Source organism: Vibrio sp. FF266 (assembly GCF_041439695.1).
Classification (GTDB): Bacteria; Pseudomonadota; Gammaproteobacteria; order Enterobacterales; family Vibrionaceae; genus Vibrio; species Vibrio tasmaniensis_A.
The window spans coordinates 29,939-47,693 of sequence record NZ_JBGOOO010000007.1 but is presented as its reverse complement, the minus strand read 5'-3'; the positions used below and the strand labels follow the sequence as shown (position 1 = coordinate 47,693).

16 protein-coding genes, 1 riboswitch and 1 other annotated feature are annotated in these 17,755 nt (G+C 43.7%); of the genes, 12 read left to right on the top strand and 4 right to left on the bottom strand.

The features are described from left to right. Positions 1-264 precede the first annotated feature (264 nt). Positions 265-1,128, top strand: coding sequence for a protease HtpX (htpX, locus tag ACED59_RS07790; protein ID WP_017098153.1), 864 nt, complete (start codon positions 265-267; stop codon positions 1,126-1,128). Positions 1,129-1,437: 309 nt separating this feature from the next. On the opposite strand, the gene purB is transcribed toward htpX, so the two are convergent. The 3 genes from purB to mnmA all read right to left on the bottom strand — a co-directional run bounded on the left by purB (position 1,438) and on the right by mnmA (position 4,752). Then, positions 1,438-2,808, bottom strand: a complete 1,371-nt coding sequence (gene purB / locus ACED59_RS07785; RefSeq protein WP_017098154.1) for an adenylosuccinate lyase — start codon at positions 2,806-2,808, stop codon at positions 1,438-1,440. A gap of 143 nt (positions 2,809-2,951) precedes the next feature. After that, positions 2,952-3,569 carry a high frequency lysogenization protein HflD gene (hflD, locus tag ACED59_RS07780; protein WP_017098155.1) on the bottom strand — a complete coding sequence of 206 codons (618 nt, stop codon included), beginning with the start codon at positions 3,567-3,569 and terminating at the stop codon, positions 2,952-2,954. Between the two features lie 46 nt (positions 3,570-3,615). Further along, positions 3,616-4,752, bottom strand: coding sequence for a tRNA 2-thiouridine(34) synthase MnmA (mnmA, locus tag ACED59_RS07775; protein ID WP_017098156.1), 1,137 nt, complete (start codon positions 4,750-4,752; stop codon positions 3,616-3,618). A gap of 203 nt (positions 4,753-4,955) precedes the next feature. On the opposite strand from mnmA, the gene ACED59_RS07770 reads away from it, so the two are divergent. After that, complete coding sequence (locus ACED59_RS07770; RefSeq protein ID WP_004734567.1) at positions 4,956-5,225, top strand: hypothetical protein; 270 nt, start codon at positions 4,956-4,958, stop codon at positions 5,223-5,225. A 102-nt stretch (positions 5,226-5,327) separates the two neighbouring features. Beyond that, positions 5,328-6,632, top strand: a complete 1,305-nt coding sequence (locus ACED59_RS07765) for an inosine/guanosine kinase (RefSeq protein WP_009848810.1) — start codon at positions 5,328-5,330, stop codon at positions 6,630-6,632. 167 nt (positions 6,633-6,799) lie between these two features. Here ACED59_RS07765 and ACED59_RS07760 read toward each other — a convergent pair whose 3' ends face one another. Beyond that, the gene (locus tag ACED59_RS07760; protein WP_012604381.1) at positions 6,800-7,210 is read right to left on the bottom strand and encodes an H-NS family nucleoid-associated regulatory protein; all 411 of its coding nucleotides are present in this window, start codon (positions 7,208-7,210) and stop codon (positions 6,800-6,802) included. Positions 7,211-7,588: 378 nt separating this feature from the next. Then, a riboswitch (Lysine riboswitch) is annotated at positions 7,589-7,766 on the top strand. Positions 7,767-7,878: 112 nt separating this feature from the next. Between ACED59_RS07760 and ACED59_RS07755 the strand changes: the two genes are divergently transcribed. From ACED59_RS07755 to ACED59_RS07715, 9 genes are all read left to right on the top strand, one after another. Continuing rightward, the gene (locus ACED59_RS07755; RefSeq protein ID WP_029223134.1) at positions 7,879-9,471 is read left to right on the top strand and encodes a Na+/H+ antiporter NhaC family protein; all 1,593 of its coding nucleotides are present in this window, start codon (positions 7,879-7,881) and stop codon (positions 9,469-9,471) included. A gap of 189 nt (positions 9,472-9,660) precedes the next feature. Further along, positions 9,661-9,796, top strand: a sequence feature (His leader region). Between the two features lie 53 nt (positions 9,797-9,849). Next, the gene (gene hisG / locus ACED59_RS07750) at positions 9,850-10,746 is read left to right on the top strand and encodes an ATP phosphoribosyltransferase (RefSeq protein ID WP_029223133.1); all 897 of its coding nucleotides are present in this window, start codon (positions 9,850-9,852) and stop codon (positions 10,744-10,746) included. Beyond that, positions 10,746-12,065 (top strand): histidinol dehydrogenase, encoded by a 1,320-nt coding sequence (hisD, locus tag ACED59_RS07745; protein ID WP_017098157.1) that lies wholly within the window; start codon positions 10,746-10,748, stop codon positions 12,063-12,065. The genes hisG and hisD overlap by 1 nt, the downstream gene beginning before the upstream one ends. A 9-nt stretch (positions 12,066-12,074) precedes the next feature. Further along, complete coding sequence (gene hisC / locus ACED59_RS07740) at positions 12,075-13,115, top strand: histidinol-phosphate transaminase (RefSeq protein ID WP_017098158.1); 1,041 nt, start codon at positions 12,075-12,077, stop codon at positions 13,113-13,115. A 130-nt stretch (positions 13,116-13,245) separates the two neighbouring features. After that, a complete protein-coding gene (gene hisB / locus ACED59_RS07735) occupies positions 13,246-14,334 on the top strand; it encodes a bifunctional histidinol-phosphatase/imidazoleglycerol-phosphate dehydratase HisB (protein WP_017098159.1) in 1,089 nt (362 codons plus the stop codon). 24 nt (positions 14,335-14,358) lie between these two features. Then, on the top strand, positions 14,359-14,973 hold the full coding sequence (gene hisH, locus ACED59_RS07730) for an imidazole glycerol phosphate synthase subunit HisH (protein ID WP_008223538.1): 615 nt from the start codon (positions 14,359-14,361) through the stop codon (positions 14,971-14,973). A gap of 43 nt (positions 14,974-15,016) precedes the next feature. Beyond that, positions 15,017-15,754 carry a 1-(5-phosphoribosyl)-5-[(5-phosphoribosylamino)methylideneamino]imidazole-4-carboxamide isomerase gene (hisA, locus tag ACED59_RS07725; RefSeq protein WP_012604374.1) on the top strand — a complete coding sequence of 246 codons (738 nt, stop codon included), beginning with the start codon at positions 15,017-15,019 and terminating at the stop codon, positions 15,752-15,754. A 215-nt stretch (positions 15,755-15,969) separates the two neighbouring features. Further along, positions 15,970-17,421, top strand: a complete 1,452-nt coding sequence (locus ACED59_RS07720) for an integrase arm-type DNA-binding domain-containing protein (protein WP_215796785.1) — start codon at positions 15,970-15,972, stop codon at positions 17,419-17,421. A 54-nt stretch (positions 17,422-17,475) separates the two neighbouring features. Beyond that, on the top strand, positions 17,476-17,694 hold the full coding sequence (locus tag ACED59_RS07715) for a hypothetical protein (RefSeq protein ID WP_168780452.1): 219 nt from the start codon (positions 17,476-17,478) through the stop codon (positions 17,692-17,694). Positions 17,695-17,755 lie beyond the last annotated feature (61 nt).

Sequence of the window (17,755 nt, the reverse complement as noted above, 5' to 3'; positions counted from 1 at the left end):
TTGTACATGGACTAGCCAATAAATCATCTGAAGCCACTGTAAACGGATTGTTATACCGACACCATACGACTTAGGTCTAATAGACTGGAGGTGATTCGAATATGGTCTCGTAATCAAATGTTGCAATTTAATGCTTAACCTTGTTTTCTTAATCTAAGACTATATGTATAAGTAAGTATAAGTCTTCAAGGTTGGAATAAATTGCTGTCTGCCTTGTCTATAATAATAAGTTTTATAAAAACAGCTTTCATGCGGAGATAAGTAATGAAGCGAGTAATGTTGTTCCTTGCAACCAACCTAGCGGTTGTATTGGTACTAAGTGTTGTTCTTAATATTGTATACGCAGTTACAGGTATGCAACCTGGTAGCCTATCAGGCTTATTGGTGATGGCTGCAGTATTTGGCTTTGGTGGCTCATTCATTTCATTGATGATGTCAAAGAAAATGGCGCTACGATCGGTAGGCGGTATGGTCATTGAAAGTCCACGTAACGAAACCGAACATTGGTTGATGGAGACAGTAAGCCGTCAGTCTCAACAAGTTGGTATTGGTATGCCAACGGTGGCGATTTACGATTCGCCAGACATCAACGCGTTTGCGACGGGCGCTAAGCGTAATGATTCATTAGTAGCAGTCTCTACGGGTCTGCTACACAACATGACGCGTGATGAAGCTGAAGCAGTGTTAGCGCATGAAGTGAGTCACATCGCGAACGGTGATATGGTGACCATGACGCTAATGCAGGGCGTGGTGAACACGTTCGTTATCTTCCTATCTCGTTTCATCGCCAACATTGTTGCGTCGAATGACAACGAAGAAGAGGGTGGCAGCAACATGATGGTGTACTTTGGTGTGTCTATGGTGCTGGAATTAGTATTTGGTTTCTTAGCAAGCTTCATTACGATGTGGTACAGCCGTCATCGTGAATTCCATGCCGATGCAGGTGCTGCGCACTTAGTAGGTAAAGAGAAGATGATAGCAGCACTAGAACGTCTTAAGGTGAGCCATGAGCCACAACTAGAAGGTTCTATGATGGCATTTGGTATCAACGGCAAGAAATCGCTTACTGAGCTTCTGATGAGCCACCCACCACTAGACAAGCGTATTGCATCTCTACGTAACATGTAATCGCTACGTAATTCTCAGTCGCTAGTCGACAAGAGACCTTTTAAAGGCTTCCTTCGGGAGGCCTTTTTTGATTTTGGTGTTCAAGACAGTAAGTATCCGAGGGATATGTGTCTGGTGATAGAGGGTTACTAGTGATGAAGCGTTGCGATATTTATTGGTTGATATCGCACGGACTGACATGTATAGGGTAATTAGGAGGGGGGCTATGTTCTTTTGATTACAGCTCTTGCTCAGTGCACTTTCTTCCGCTCAACAAAAAGGCTTCCACATGGGAAGCCTTAGTCTATTCTGTGATTCGAAATTCGAATCTTACAGCTTGTCAGTTAGCTCGATAGCTTGACCGATGTAGTTCGCTGGAGTCATCTCTTTCAGACGAACTTTCTCGTCTGCAGGGATTTCAAGGCCGTCGATGAATGCACGCATGCCTTCGCCATCTACACGTTTACCACGAGTTAGCTCTTTTAGCTTCTCGTATGGCTTCTCGATGCCGTAACGGCGCATTACTGTTTGTACTGGTTCTGCTAGTACTTCCCAGTTCTTGTCTAGTTCAGCAAGTAGCGCTTCACGGTTAACTTCTAGCTTACTAATACCTTTCAGAGTCGAAGTGTATGCAATGATAGCGTAGCCAACACCAACACCTAGGTTACGAAGAACCGTAGAGTCAGTAAGGTCACGCTGCCAGCGAGAAACTGGAAGTTTTTGTGCAAGGTGGCTGAATACTGCGTTTGCTAGACCAAGGTTGCCTTCAGAGTTTTCGAAGTCAATTGGGTTAACTTTATGCGGCATTGTAGAAGAACCGATTTCGCCAGCAATAGTCTTCTGCTTGAAGTGACCAAGAGCGATGTAGCCCCAAACGTCACGGTCGAAGTCTAGAAGGATAGTGTTGAAACGTGCAACTGCATCAAAAAGCTCAGCGATGTAATCGTGAGGTTCGATTTGAGTTGTGTACGGGTTCCAAGTTACGCCAAGAGATTCAGTGATGAACTCTTCGCTGAACTGGTGCCATTCAACTTCTGGGTATGCAGAAAGGTGTGCGTTGTAGTTACCTACAGCACCGTTGATTTTCGCTAGGATCTCAACGTTTTCGATTTGCTTGTATTGACGTTCCATACGGTACGCAACGTTAGCCATCTCTTTACCCATAGTAGAAGGAGAAGCAGGCTGACCGTGCGTACGAGACAGTAATGGAATGTCACGGTACTCGTTCGCAAGCGCTTTGATAGCATCAATTACGTTACGGATTTCTGGAAGAATCACTGTGTCACGAGCTTCTTTAAGCATAAGCGCGTGAGATGTGTTGTTGATGTCTTCAGAAGTACATGCAAAGTGAATAAATTCGTTTACAGCGTGAAGTTCAGGAGCGCCAGCAACTTTCTCTTTCAAGAAGTACTCAACCGCTTTAACGTCGTGGTTAGTCGTGCGCTCGATCTCTTTGATACGTAGAGCATCTTCTTCACTGAAGTTAGCAGCTAGTTCATCAAGAAACTGGTTAGCTTCTGCACTGAACGCTGGTACTTCTTTGATTGCATCTGTAGCTGCAAGCTTTTGTAACCAACGAACTTCAACGATAGAGCGGTACTTTAGTAGGCCAAACTCACTAAAGATGCTGCGTAATGCAACAGTCTTGCTTCCGTAACGGCCGTCTACTGGTGAAACAGCAGTCAATGCTGACAGTTCCATGGTGTTCTCCTGAATTGAATTTTCTAAATTTTGAGAGGTTTATACCAGTAACAATCTCAATTGTCACGCATATTGCGCAATCGTTTGCGTGAGAGTTGTGTTGGTACAAAAAACAAGCTCGCGACGAGGCGCGAGCTAATAAATCACATGCGAGCTAGCAGGATTTGAGCCTGCTCGATCATCTTCTTGCGACCGAAGATAAGGTGGCGACGTTTACCGCCAACTTGACGCCATAACACAGCGCTTCGAATTCCTGATAACAGCAGGGCACGAACCTTATGCTGGCTCGACGTCTGTTGAAGTACAGCTGGCGTACCAGAAACCTGAATACGCGGGCCGATAGGGCTCACAACATCAAGGTAGATACTGGCTAGGTTGCTGATCATTTGCTCGTCAAACAGATCAAAGTGTTCAGTTTGACGTTCTGCAGTTTGAATACGGTCGCCAAGCTGAGACATAGAGTCGTTACGAGAAGATAGCTTACGCTCAAGTGCCATCAAGCTGATGATGTAGCGAGTAATATCGCTACCAGCGGGAGTACTATCGATACCTTTTACTAAGCACTTAAGGCCAAGCTTTAGGTTCGCTTCACGTCCAAAGACACCCACGGTGTTCGCTGGATTGGTATTTAAAATGGCACTGAGTGAAGCTTCGAAGGCATCTTTATCACAATGGCCGTCTTTCGCTACTTGTTGAACCAAAGCCACAGCTTGGCAAATTCCAGCGAAAGCAATAGTACGGTCATAAAGTGTATTAGCCACGTAGTAACTCCTAGTTGTCTTCTATTGTTTGTCGTTCGATTATTGGTTAGATGCGCTTTTCAATGATACCACCACCAAGACATACGTTGTCTAGGTAGAACACTGCTGATTGACCTGGGGTCACCGCAATTTGTGGTTCGTCAAAAATAACCTTAATGTTATCATCATCAATTGGGATGATTGTACAAGGAATATCGGTCTGACGGTAACGTGTTTTTACCGTGCACGTCATAACTTCAGTAATTGGTGTGCGATTAACCCAATGAAGCTGAGAAGCGATCAAACCTTCTGATTTTAAAAGAGGGTGGTCTTTACCTTGTACCGCGATCAGAACATTACGTTTAAGATCTTTTTCACCAACAAACCATGGTTCTTCATTACCGCCGCCACCTTTGGTGCCACCGATATGCAGGCCTTTACGTTGGCCTAGTGTGTGGTACATCAAGCCTTGGTGTTGCCCAATAACTTGGCCTTCTGGTGTCTCGATGTTTCCCGGTTGAGCGGGTAGGTATTTGCCTAAGAACTCAGTGAACTTGCGCTCACCAATAAAGCAGATGCCTGTTGAATCTTTCTTTTTCGCAGTGATCAAGTCTTGCTCTTCAGCAATACGTCGTACTTCTGGCTTCTCTAATTCACCCACAGGGAATAGGCTGCGTGCCACTTGATCTGAGCTTAGCGTATAAAGGAAATAACTTTGGTCTTTATTGCCGTCTAGGCCGCGTAGCATTTCTGGCTTCGCACCAGCGTCTAGCTCTTCTTGTGTTGGGAAAGTACGACGAACATAGTGACCCATCGCGATGTAGTCTGCGTCTAATACTTCATCCGCAAACTCTAAGAATGCTTTGAATTTGATTTCTTTGTTACAAAGGATATCTGGGTTCGGTGTACGACCCGCTTTGTATTCTTCCAGAAAGTACTCGAATACATTATCCCAGTACTCTGCTGCAAAGTTGATAGTGTGAAGGTGGATACCTAACTTGTCACATACCGCTTGAGCATCAGCAAGGTCTTCAGCTGCCGTGCAGTATTCTTCGTTATCGTCTTCTTCCCAGTTTTTCATGAAAAGGCCTTCTACCTGATAGCCTTGTTGCTGAAGAAGATACGCCGATACTGACGAATCTACACCGCCGGACATACCGACAATTACTTTCTTTTCGCTGTTTCCAGAGCTGATATCTGACATGTCTAAACACCGTTACTATTACTTGGTCGCAGATTCTAACAGAAAGAGAAACACCGTGACAGATCCGAGACCGGAATCACAGTTTCATTTGCACAAATAATGCGCTGACTTCGTTAGAGAATCGCATGAACGCGAGGAGACTCGCTAGGATGTCAGATCTATATGTGGCATAGTCGCTCAAAATCCAAGAGCTGAGATAAAAAATGTCTGAACAAAATGAGTTTATGCAAGAAGAACAGTTGATCGAGATTATCGAGAACCAACTTGAAGATGGACAACCAGTAAAAGTTAAAGAGACGCTAATGCGTTTAATGATGACAGGTACACCTCGTGAAGAGGCAATTGCAGCGATGGCATGTGCACTGGCAATTGAAGTATTTGATGTAATGAAAAACGGCGCAGAGTTTAATCAGAAACGTTACGCCGAGCATTTGGGCATGCTGCCTGATCTTAGCTTTATGGAAGGCGAATAAAAAAATAGCCTAGCAAACGTTTGCTATAGTTTGAAAGATTGCCGCGTTAAATATAGCGCGGTAGAATCCGCCACCTATTTCCCCTTGACTTAGACTAGCCCTATGAAATTCCCTGGACAACGTAAATCAAAGCACTATTTTCCGGTTCACGCTCGTGACCCTTTAGTAAGCCAAGCTCAAACGAGCAAAAGAATGTCACGTACCCATATTATCGGTATTGACCAAACTTTGGTGGATATTGAAGCAAAGGTGAGTTCTGAGCTAATCGAGAAATATGGCTTAAGTAAGGGACACTCTTTGGTTATTGGTGATGAAGCTGCTGAATCTTTGTATCAAGAATTAAAAGAACAGTGCCTGATCACTAATGAATACGCAGGTGGCACGATCGGTAACACATTACACAATTACTCAGTATTGGCGGATGACCGTTCAACACTGTTAGGTGTAATGAGCCAAGATATTAAAATTGGTAGCTACGGTTACCGCTATTTATGTAATACATCAAGCAGAATGGATCTGAACCATTTACAAGGGGTAGATGGCGCAATTGGTCGCTGCTTTGCATTAATTACAGAAGATGGTGAACGTACTTTCGCAATTAGCGAAGGACAAATGAACCAATTAAAACCAGAAAGCATCCCTGAGAAAATTTTCAAAAGTGCTTCTGCTTTAGTATTAACGGCGTATTTAGTTCGTTGTAAACCAGGTGACCCTATGCCTGAAGCAACAATGAAAGCTATTGAGTACGCGAAGAAATACGATGTACCTGTTGTTTTAACGCTTGGTACTAAATTCGTTATTCAAGATGATCCAGAGTTTTGGAAAGATTTCCTTGAACAACATGTAACCGTTGTTGCAATGAACGAAGACGAGGCTGAAGCATTAACTGGTGAAAGCGATCCTCTAGCTGCTTCAGACAAAGCACTAGATTGGGTAGACTTAGTTCTATGTACAGCAGGCCCTGTGGGCTTGTTTATGGCGGGTTACACAGAAGATGCAGTGAAGCGTGAAACATCATTACCGTTGTTACCAGGCTCGATTGCTGAATTTAACCGTTATGAGTTTAGTCGTCCCGCACATAAAGATTTATGCGAAAATCCAACGAAAATCTATTCGCATATCGCACCTTACATGGGCGGCCCAGAAAAGATTAAGAATACTAATGGTGCCGGTGATGCTGCGTTGTCTGCTCTATTACATGATATGGCCGCTAATAAGTACCATAAAGAAAATGTGCCTAACTCAAGTAAGCATCAGCATTCATTCTTGACGTATTCTTCTTTCTCACAAGTTTGTAAATATTCAAACCGCGCAAGTTATGAAGTATTAGTTCAGCACTCGCCACGATTATCTCGAGGCCTTCCTGAAAGAGAAGATAGTCTAGAAGAAGCGTACTGGGAAAGATAAGGCATTTTTTTGATTTATATTTCTAATAGTGAAATATAAAAAAGGCTCCGAAAGGAGCCTTTTTTGTTTCTGAATATATTGAAGCCGTAAATAATACTTTAGTCGACTTAAATATTAATTCTATTGCTTAGTGGGTTATTGATTATTCACTTAGCAAACTCGATGCCTTAAAGAGCAAACTCTTCTAGAGATTTACCAGCATCTAGTTGTTCTTGGATAGCTGAAGGCGTACGGCCTTGACCTGTCCAAGTTTTCTCGTCGCCATTCGCGTCTACGTATTTGTATTTCGCAGGGCGAGGAGCACGTTTAGATTTTGTTGTTTTAGATTTTGCTTCACCAGAAAGTGCAGCAATAAGATCGGCAACATCGATTCCGTCTTTTGCAATTTGTTCTGCGATAGCAGAAAGTTTAGCTTCTTGCTCTGCTTTTGCTGCGCGTTCTTCAGCTTCAGACTCTTGACGTTCTTGTACAACAATAGTCAGCTTGTCTAGCGCTTCTTCAAGTTGCTCAAGAGTTAATTCACGTGAGAACGCACGAAGGCTACGGATATTTAATAGAGTTTTTGTTAATTCAGACATGATATTTCCCATCAAGGTAAACTAAATAATCCTCCTAATAATAAACAGAGGCTAAGAATAAAACAAATAGTATTTCTTCTATTAGTTATTTAAATAAAAAAATGAGACGAGTGCTTTAAGATGAAAAGATAGACCTCTAATGAACTTATAATAACTATTAAGAATATCTTTAAAAAAAACAGGTGAGATCTGATATGTGTTAAGTGGAGTAATCCGTAAAAGTTGACTATTCTTCTATTGATTACTTCATTAACAAAAAACTATTTTTCTCGGAATGATATGTTGCATTGTTGCTATTGATGGGTACAATTGCGGCTACCTGATGCGGTGCTTTGGTTAATCTGTTGTTAAACTCTGGTTTACACGGTTAATAATGTTACCGCACGTAGAGGTGCAATTATAAAGAGTAGTTTTCGTTGGGGTGATGCCAATGAACGGGAATGAAAGGTGTAATTGCCGAAGTAAATTGTATATCTAAGCAATTTGCTGGGGTTGTGCTCAATAGGTACAACACTGCCATAGTCTTAATTTTAAACTATGGAGCGCTACTGTAGGGTTGGGTGAAGTGTTCACTTCCCTTTCGCTTAGTTCAACATGAGCTTGATAAGCCGTATCAAGTTTATCTGCAGTAGATCTCTAGCCAAATAAAAAACTGGTTTTTGAAGATCATGAATTTAATAGATTTTGCAACATCGCCTTTATCGCTGCTTCCTCCCTTGGTTGCCTTGACTCTTGCTATTGTTACCCGTCGTGTATTAGTTTCCTTGGGTGTCGGTATCGTCATGGGTGCGATTCTACTTGCTGACTACTCAGTAGGTAACGCAGCTAGCTACGTCTTTACTAAAGTATCTGGTGTTTTCATCGAAGATGGTGGTATTAACACTTGGAACATGAGCATCGTTGCTTTCCTAATTATCCTTGGAATGACAACGGCATTATTAACACTGTCTGGCGGTACTCGCGCATTCGCTGAGTGGGCACAGTCTCGTGTTAAGAGCAAACGTGGTTCAAAACTACTTGCTGCCTTCTTAGGCGTATTCATCTTTGTTGATGATTACTTCAACAGCTTAGCGGTAGGTGCCATCTCTCGCCCTGTAACTGACCGCTTCTACGTATCTCGCGCTAAGCTAGCTTATATCCTAGATTCAACTGCTGCTCCTATGTGTGTGATCATGCCGGCTTCTAGCTGGGGTGCTTACATAATCACTATCATTGGTGGCATCTTAGTGACACACGGTGTGACAGAGTATTCTGCACTGGGTGCTTACGTTCGCCTTATCCCAATGAACTTCTACGCTGTGTTCGCACTATTAATGGTGTTTGCCGTTGCGTGGTTTGGTTTAGATGTTGGCAAAATGCGCGAGCATGAGATTGAAGCCTCTCAAGGCCGTGGTTTTGAAGGTGATAATGATCAAAAGCAAGCGCACGATCTAAACGAAGAGCTAGATATTCAAGAGAGCGAAAACGGTTCTGTTTCTGATCTCGTTATGCCAATCGTAGCGTTAATCGTCGCGACGGTTGCAGCAATGCTTTACACCGGTGGCCAAGCGCTTACTGCTGATGGTCAAGCATTCAACTTGCTTGGTGCATTTGAAAATACAGATGTAGGTAAGTCTCTGGTTTACGGTGGTGTTATTGGTTTACTCGTTGCGCTAGCAACGGTATTCAAACAGAAACTGCCTATGGCTGATATCACAAGAACAATGTGGATTGGTGCAAGCTCAATGTTTGGCGCTATCCTTATCCTTGTATTTGCATGGACGATTGGTTCTGTTATTGGCGACATGAAAACAGGTTCGTACCTATCCTCTCTAGCAACAGGTAACATCGATTACCACTGGCTACCGGTTATCTTGTTCCTTCTTGCTGGCCTAATGGCGTTCTCGACAGGTACATCTTGGGGTACGTTCGGTATCATGTTACCGATTGCGGGTGACATGGCTGCTGCCTCTGACATCGCGCTAATTCTTCCTATGCTAAGTGCGGTTCTTGCGGGTTCTGTATTTGGTGATCACTGTTCTCCAATCTCGGATACAACGATTCTGTCTTCTACAGGTGCGCGTTGTAACCACATTGACCACGTATCGACTCAGCTCCCTTACGCGCTGTCTGTGGCGTTCGTATCGTGTATTGGTTTTATCACCCTAGGAATGACATCATCAACTGGCATTGCATTTGGCGCAGCGTCTCTAACGTTTGTTGCGGTATGTTTTGCATTGGCTTATTTCTCTCGTTGCAAGATAGCAACGTGTAAAAGCTAATCATCATTTGATTGAATAATGAGAAGGGAGGCGTTTGCCTCCCTTTTTTTGTGTTCGTTAATTTAATTTTAAATTTCGTGAAAAAAGTTCGAATAAATGGTTGAAAAAGGGTGTCAGCTTAGTTAGTGTGGAGACAAGACAGCAAACAACCTAAGAGCTGATAAGTATGCGTAAATTAGTAATGAACATTCATCACCATCATCACCCTATCTAGTCTTTCGGGGAGATTTACGTATACCCGGGAGCAAGAATTCTCCCGGAGGTTAAGTCAAAGAATTTAGATTTAAACCCTCGGGACGACAAAGTCTTCCGAGGGTTTTTTAGTTTTAGCACTTTTAAATAATCAATAAATTCAAATATTTGCACAGGGATACAGCAATGCAGACACAACGCCTAAGAATCGCAATTCAAAAGAAAGGTCGCTTAAGTAAAGAGTGCCAAGATCTACTTAAAAAGTGTGGTGTGAAATTTAACATCATGGGTGAGCGCTTAGTTGTTCATTCACTAAATATGCCAATCGACTTGTTACTCGTTCGTGATGACGACATCCCAGGCCTTATCATGGATGGTGTGGTTGACCTTGGTTTTATCGGTGAGAATGAACTAGAAGAAGTTCGCCTAGACCGTGTCGCTCTAAAGGAGCCTTCAGAGTTTCGTACACTACGTCGTTTAGACTTCGGTGGTTGCCGCCTTTCTATCGCAATCAACAAAGATGAAGAATACAACGGCCCACAAGACCTAGCGGGTAAACGTATTGCGACAACTTACCCACAATTACTAAAAGCCTACATGGACGAGCAGGGTGTTGAATTCAGCGCTTGTATGCTAACTGGCTCAGTTGAAGTTGCCCCTCGCGCAGGTCTAGCAGACGCTATCGCAGATTTAGTTTCTACAGGTGCAACGCTAGAAGCAAACGGTCTAAAGGAAGCAGAGGCTATCTTCCAATCTAAAGCAACACTGATTCAACGTGTTGGTGATTTCGATGCAGACAAAACGGCATTGATTGAAAAACTACTGACTCGTATGCAGGGTGTTCAACAAGCGAAAGAGTCGAAGTACATCATGCTTCACGCACCAACGTCTCAGCTAGAGCAAATCAAAGCTCTACTACCTGGGGCTGAAGATCCTACGGTTCTTCCTCTATCTACAGACAAAGACAAAGTTGCCGTTCACCTCGTAAGTACAGAGAACTTGTTCTGGGAAACTATGGAACAGCTGAAAGAGTTGGGTGCAAGCTCGATTCTAGTATTACCAATCGAAAAAATGATGGGGTAGTGACGATGAGAACCGTTGTTTGGCAATCTTTAAGTGAATCACAGCAAGACTCGGTATTAGAGCGTCCAGCTATTACTGAAGGTGCAAACATCACAGCGACTGTTTCTGATGTTATTGCAAAAGTACGAAATGAAGGCGATGCCGCACTTAAGGAACTGACTGAAAAGTTCGATGGTGTGACTCCAGAATCTATCCGAGTTAGTTCGGGTGAGATCGAAGAGGCATGTGCTCGTCTAACACCAGAGATGAAGCAAGCGTTGGAGCAAGCTTACAGCAACATTGCTAAGTTTCACGAAGCTCAAAAGCCACAGCCAATTAAGGTTGAAACACAGCCTGGTGTTGTGTGTGAGCAGGTGACGCGCGCGATTAATACTGTTGGACTTTATATTCCGGGTGGCAGCGCGCCACTTCCGTCAACGGTTCTTATGTTAGGTGTACCTGCTCAAATTGCGGGTTGTCGTAAGGTTGTGCTTTGCTCACCTCCGCCAATTGCTGATGAAATCTTGTATGTCGCTAATCTTTGTAAAATCGATGAGGTTTACAATGTTGGTGGTGGTCAAGCGGTTGCTGCAATGGCGTACGGGACCGAGAGCGTGGCTAAGGTTGATAAGATCTTCGGCCCAGGTAACGCTTACGTAACGGAAGCTAAACGCCAAGTAAGTAACGACTTCCGTGGCGCTGCGATTGATATGCCTGCTGGCCCGTCTGAAGTGTTAGTGATTGCAGACGAAACTGCGGATGCTGACTTCATTGCTGCTGATCTACTGAGCCAAGCTGAACACGGGCCAGATTCACAGGTTGTATTAGTAACACCATCACCAGTTATTGCCGACCAAGTAACCGATGCGGTTCAGAAGCAATTGAAAGAGCTGTCTCGTGCGAACATCGCTCAGCAAGCATTGGCTTCAAGTCTAATCATCATTGCTGAATCGATCACTCAAGCGATTGCGATTTCGAATTTCTATGGTCCTGAGCACTTGATTGTTCAGACCAAGAGTCCACGAGAATTACTGCCGTTACTAGACAATGCTGGTTCAATCTTCTTGGGTGACTGGTCTCCAGAATCTGCAGGTGACTACGCATCAGGCACAAACCACGTTCTTCCGACTTACGGCTATACCAAGACTTATTCAAGCCTAGGTTTGGCGGATTTCTCTAAGCGTATGACGGTACAAGAGTTAACAGCTGATGGCTTACAAGGCCTAGCGCCAACGGTAGTCACAATGGCGGAAGCCGAAGGTTTGGACGCACACAAACGTGCGGTGACCATCCGAGTTGAAAAATTAAATCGATTTGAACAGCTAAATAAAGCGAAATAAGGGTAGGGCATGGAAAAGTTAGCAAGAAAACAAGTTCAGGCTCTAACACCTTACTTGTCTGCAAGACGCATTGGTGGCAGCGGAGATGTATGGTTGAACGCCAACGAATCTCCGTTTGATAACGAGTACACCTTAAATCTGACTCGACTTAATCGCTACAGCGAGTGTCAGCCTAAAGAGCTAATCGATGCTTACGCTCAATATGCGGGTGTTGCACCAGAGCAAACGTTGACTACTCGTGGTGCTGACGAAGGCATTGAACTACTGATTCGTGCTTTCTGTGAGCCGAACGAAGACGCTATTCTTTACTGCCCACCCACTTACGGTATGTACGCAATCAGTGCAGAGACGATTGGTGTTGAGCGTAAAGTGGTGCCTCTGACTTCTGAATGGCAATTGGATCTTCCTGCTATTGAAGCTCAACTTGACAACGTAAAAGTGGTGTTTGTTTGTAGTCCAAATAACCCAACAGGTAACTTAGTTAACCGTAAAGACATCGTTAAACTGCTTGAAATGACACAAGACAAAGCGATTGTGGTGATGGATGAAGCGTATATCGATTTCTGCCCTGAAGCATCAACGGTGGATTTGCTTGCTCAGTATCCGAATCTAGCGATTCTTCGAACTCTCTCGAAAGCATTTGCTTTAGCGGGTTTACGTTGTGGCTTTACGCTAGCGAACAAAGAGCTTATCGATGTATTGTTAAAGGTGATTGCTCCTTATCCAGTGCCAATCCCTGTTGCTGACATTGCCGTTCAAGCACTTTCAGAGCAAGGACTAGCGCGTGCTAAGTTCCAAGTTCTGGATTTAAGTGCTAACCGAGCGTATTTACAAGCAGGTCTATTAGGTATGCCTCAAGTGACGGTATTTGATGGTTGGGGTAACTACCTACTGGTTAAATTCCCGAACGGCGATGAGTTATTTAAAGCGGCTTGGGATACGGGCATCATTTTGCGTAATTCACCAATTGAAGACTGTGTTCGTATTAGTATTGGTAATCGCGAAGAGTGCGAAAAGACACTTGGATTCATTCGTAACTTTTATCAGTAACGAAAGGTTTACCAGTAATAACATTTGCCAGTTTGAGTGGATTAATTGCAGGCTGGCAAGTGAAACCAATATTTTGGGTTAGCGTTGATTTTAGCTAGGCCAGCAGATTTAAAATTAAAAGGAAGTTCAAGTGAGTAAACAACAGAAAATACTTTTTATAGACCGTGACGGCACCTTAATTGTTGAGCCGCCAGTTGACTTTCAAGTAGACCGTTTAGACAAACTAAAATTCGAACCGTTAGTGATCCCTAGCCTACTTGCACTGCAAGATGCAGGTTATCGCTTAGTGATGGTGACTAACCAAGATGGTCTAGGCACAGATAGCTACCCGCAAGAAGAGTTCGATGCTCCACATAATATGATGATGGAGTTCTTTGAGTCTCAGGGCGTTAAGTTTGATGATGTTCTAATCTGCCCTCACTTTGATGAAGACAACTGCTCTTGCCGCAAGCCTAAGCTGGGTATGGTTAAAGAATACCTACAAGGCGGTAAAGTTGACTTCCAAAAGTCAGTCGTGATTGGCGATCGAATGACGGATCTTCAACTTGCTGAGAACATGGCAATTCGTGGTATCCAATACGGACCAGATGCGCAAACTGAAGGCACGCTTAACTGGCCACAGATCGTTAAAGATCTGACGGTTAATGCTCGTGTTGCTGAAGTGGTTCGTACCACTAAAGAAACCGACATTAAGGTAGCCGTAAACCTTGATGAAACCGGTGACAACAAGATTGATACTGGCATGGGTTTCTTCGATCACATGCTTGATCAAATCGCGACACACGGCGGTTTCCAAATGAACCTGACTGTGAAGGGCGACCTGCACATTGATGATCACCACACAGTAGAAGATACCGCACTTGCTTTAGGCCAAGCATTGAAAGATGCATTAGGCGATAAACGTGGTATTGGCCGCTTTGGTTTCAGCCTACCAATGGATGAGTGTTTGGCTCAGTGTGCGCTAGACCTTTCTGGCCGTCCATACCTGAAGTTCGATGCTAAATTCAGCCGCGAGCAAGTGGGTGACCTTTCAACAGAGATGGTGGTTCACTTCTTCCGTTCTCTAACCGATACATTGGCTTGTACGCTACACCTTTCTTCTGACGGTAATAATGATCACCACATCATTGAGAGCCTATTCAAAGCGTTTGGCCGTACTCTTCGCCAAGCAATCAAAGTTGAAGGTAACGAGTTACCAAGCAGCAAAGGCGTTCTGTAAGGCTAACGTTAGCAAGGAAAAACAATGAAAGATCAAAAAGTCGTTATTATTGATACTGGTTGTGCCAATGTTTCCTCGGTGAAGTTTGCGATTGAACGTCTAGGCTACGCAGTTGAAATTTCAAAAGAACCAGAAGTTGTTCTTGCTGCCGATAAGCTATTCCTACCCGGTGTAGGCACAGCAAGTGAGGCAATGAAGAACTTGCAAGAGCGCGACCTTGTTTCTCTTGTGAAGCAAGTAGAGAAGCCCCTGCTAGGTATTTGTTTAGGTATGCAGTTGTTAGGCAAATTGTCTCAAGAGAAAGGCCAAAAAGCTGACGAGTTAGTTGAATGCCTAGGATTGTGTGATGGCGAAGTTCGTTTACTTGAAACGGGTGATTTGCCATTACCACACATGGGTTGGAACACAGTAACCGCGACACCTAACCACCCTCTATTCAAAGATATTGAAGAGGGCGAGTACTTCTACTTTGTACACAGCTTCGCAATGCCAGTGGGTGACTACACAATCGCACAATGTGATTACGGCAATCCGTTTACTGCCGCAGTGCAAAGTGGCAACTATTATGGTGTTCAGTTCCACCCAGAACGTTCGTCAAAAGCTGGCTCTAAGCTGATTCAGAACTTCTTGGAATTGTAATAAGGATTTGGCAGCGGCTAACGTTGCCCTATAAGGAATGTAAATGATTATTCCCGCGTTAGATTTAATTGAAGGCCAAGTAGTTCGCTTATTCCAAGGGGACTACGGGCAAGTAACAGAATACAAAGTAGACCCAGCAGAGCAGTTTAATCTGTATCACCAAGCTGGCGCTGGCTGGCTGCACCTTGTTGACTTAACGGGCGCAAAAGACACAACGGCTCGTCAGTTAGACTTGATTGCTAAGCTCCTTGCTAGCACGCCTGCGAACATCCAGATTGGTGGTGGCGTGCGTAACGAACAAGATGTCGTTGATCTACTAGAAGCTGGCGCACAGCGCGTTGTGGTTGGTTCTACGGCAGTTAAGCAACCTGAGTTGGTTAAAGGTTGGATGGAGAAGTACGGTGCGGAAAAAATCGTGCTGGCTCTGGACATCAATATTGACGAAAGCGGCACACGTAAAGTCGCGATTTCAGGTTGGCAAGAAGATTCAGGCGTGACCATTGAAGCGCTAATTGAAGATTACCTCACGGTTGGCCTTAAACACGTTCTGTGTACTGATATTTCACGTGATGGCACGCTAGAAGGGTCAAACGTAGAGCTCTATGTTGATCTCTGTAAACAGTACCCACAAGTGCAATTCCAATCATCGGGTGGCATTGGCAGCCTAGCTGATATCGAAGCACTTAAAGGCAGCGGCGTTGCGGGTGTGATTGTTGGTCGTGCACTGCTTGATGGCAAGTTCACCGCAGAGGAGGCATTTGCATGTTGGCAAAGCGAATAATCCAAAGTCTGAATGCTGGTTGATATAAATTCCTATAAATATCCTGACGTCTTCCTTGGTTAATTTATTGATATATATAAATAAATGATCGAAAGTTGAGCTTTTGAAGCTTCAGGATATTTATGGTTGCTAATAAATTTTGTTGAAAATCCGTTGAAAAAAGAGCAGGCTGTTGAACATATGTTGAAAAAACACATGGTCAGGAGTGAATTTTTATGCCAAAAATTGCATGTAATTTTAGCGAGAGCTGGGTGCAAGATGAGCTGAAAAAAGAAGGTGCTGGAAGTCGCTTATTTAAAGATACGCATAAGAAAGCTAATGGACTGATGCTTAGGGTTTCGCCTAAAGGTAAAGGGGCCTATTTTATTGAAGGGCGTATAAAGGGTAGCAACGGTAGTGTGCTTAGACCAAGTGTGGGCGACCCATCCAAGATGCATCTTTATGAAGCAAGAAATATCGCTTCTGAGTTCCACAATCTCATGGAGCTAGGTAAAGATCCGCGAGTTGCCTATTACTCTCAAAACTTGTCGGCAAGCCTTGAGTCCGTTCATAACGACTACATCTCTCAGCGCGACTTAAAAGATTCGAGCCTCAAATCTGTTAATGGCTTTTTGAAAGCCATGAGCCCCAAATTTAAGACGCGCAACATTCTCAGCATCAGGCAAGACGATATCATCAAAGAGCATGAGAGCATCAAAGTGCGTCACACAGGTAAAGTTGCTGACAAAGTAATGCGACATGTTGATGCTCTATATAGGATGGCTGCGGCTGTTTATCTCGATGAAGATGAAATGCCAATTGTTCAACGAAATCCCGTTGATGTCCTTCGAACCCAAAAAAAATGGTTTTTCAATAATGGCTATACAGGGCGTAAAGCTGAAACGATCGATACTGTCCATTTACCCTCAATCTTAAGTGCAATCGCTCAAATGAAGGCATATCGCGGCGTCAACAAGTTTGTGCACAAAGAGAACCAAAGTATGTTTGTGGCAGCGTGTTTTTTTGAGTTACTGCTATTCACGGGCTGGCGTCCAAGTGACGCTGTAAGTATTGAATGGCACCAAGTTTCTGATGATTGCAAAGAGGTTAGTTGGAGTGATGAAGAGGCGGCTGAAAAGCTGAAAAATGCTGAAGGAATGTATAAAGCGCCGTTAAACAGGCAGGCTCAGAATGTACTCCTAGAACTTAAAGCACGCAAATTTGACTGCAAATACGTGTTTCCAAATGCCAGCTTAAGCAATCATCTTAAAGCAAATCCCACGGACTACAACAACAAGCTAACAGAGTTGGCTGATACAGGTCAGCGTTATACTGCGGGTATTTTCCGTAAAGCCTATCAAACTTTTGCAGAGTATGTTGGGGTTAACTCGGTAACCATCAAACGTCTTGTGTTTCATACTCAAAAACACTACACAGTACAAGGTGGGTACATCTTTCCAGAGCGAGAAAACCTGAGAAAGAAGAGTCAGAGAGTTGCTGATTTTATCTTGTTGCACGGAGATCGTACTAATGAGCTAATGACAAGGGAAGTTCAGATTGATTCAAAGTTGTTTCTATATGCTCAAGAAAAGTTAAGTAAGAATGATAGCCAGTTTGACACGGCTGAAGATATTCTAGAACATTGGTGCAAGCAGGGGCGTGCTTTTGAAGAGATGAAAAATAGCTAGGCGTATAACGGAATCGAAGCTAGTGCCATTAATAATGCTACCTAGGGAATGTATATGAGTGAATTTGATCTGACGAAAGAACAAAGATCGGTGATTGCAAAGGAGCTGCAAGGCGTTGCTGAGCAAGCTGTAGCTTCAATGCACTTGACTAAAGATGGTTCAGTTGTTGTGCAGGTCGGAGCAAATATAACTGTATTACAACCTGGACAAGCTGGGTCAGCAAAAGCAGCAAGTGCGCTCTTCCAAGCTATTGAACAGTCACGTGAATGTTGAAACCTACGTCCGTTGTAAAAATGATGGTAAACACGACTCAAAATTGTTCGGTTTACTTTGT

What these genes read in the sequence shown, in the direction of transcription:
- ACED59_RS07715 (WP_168780452.1), top strand. Translation starts at nt 17,476, where the DNA reads ATGAGTGAATTTGATCTGACGAAAGAACAAAGATCGGTGATTGCAAAG.
- hisA (WP_012604374.1), top strand. Translation starts at nt 15,017, where the DNA reads ATGATTATTCCCGCGTTAGATTTAATTGAAGGCCAAGTAGTTCGCTTA.
- mnmA (WP_017098156.1), bottom strand. Translation starts at nt 4,752, where the DNA reads ATGTCAGATATCAGCTCTGGAAACAGCGAAAAGAAAGTAATTGTCGGT.
- htpX (WP_017098153.1), top strand. Translation starts at nt 265, where the DNA reads ATGAAGCGAGTAATGTTGTTCCTTGCAACCAACCTAGCGGTTGTATTG.
- ACED59_RS07760 (WP_012604381.1), bottom strand. Translation starts at nt 7,210, where the DNA reads ATGTCTGAATTAACAAAAACTCTATTAAATATCCGTAGCCTTCGTGCG.
- ACED59_RS07770 (WP_004734567.1), top strand. Translation starts at nt 4,956, where the DNA reads ATGTCTGAACAAAATGAGTTTATGCAAGAAGAACAGTTGATCGAGATT.
- purB (WP_017098154.1), bottom strand. Translation starts at nt 2,808, where the DNA reads ATGGAACTGTCAGCATTGACTGCTGTTTCACCAGTAGACGGCCGTTAC.
- ACED59_RS07755 (WP_029223134.1), top strand. Translation starts at nt 7,879, where the DNA reads ATGAATTTAATAGATTTTGCAACATCGCCTTTATCGCTGCTTCCTCCC.
- hisG (WP_029223133.1), top strand. Translation starts at nt 9,850, where the DNA reads ATGCAGACACAACGCCTAAGAATCGCAATTCAAAAGAAAGGTCGCTTA.
- ACED59_RS07765 (WP_009848810.1), top strand. Translation starts at nt 5,328, where the DNA reads ATGAAATTCCCTGGACAACGTAAATCAAAGCACTATTTTCCGGTTCAC.
- hisC (WP_017098158.1), top strand. Translation starts at nt 12,075, where the DNA reads ATGGAAAAGTTAGCAAGAAAACAAGTTCAGGCTCTAACACCTTACTTG.
- ACED59_RS07720 (WP_215796785.1), top strand. Translation starts at nt 15,970, where the DNA reads ATGCCAAAAATTGCATGTAATTTTAGCGAGAGCTGGGTGCAAGATGAG.
- hisH (WP_008223538.1), top strand. Translation starts at nt 14,359, where the DNA reads ATGAAAGATCAAAAAGTCGTTATTATTGATACTGGTTGTGCCAATGTT.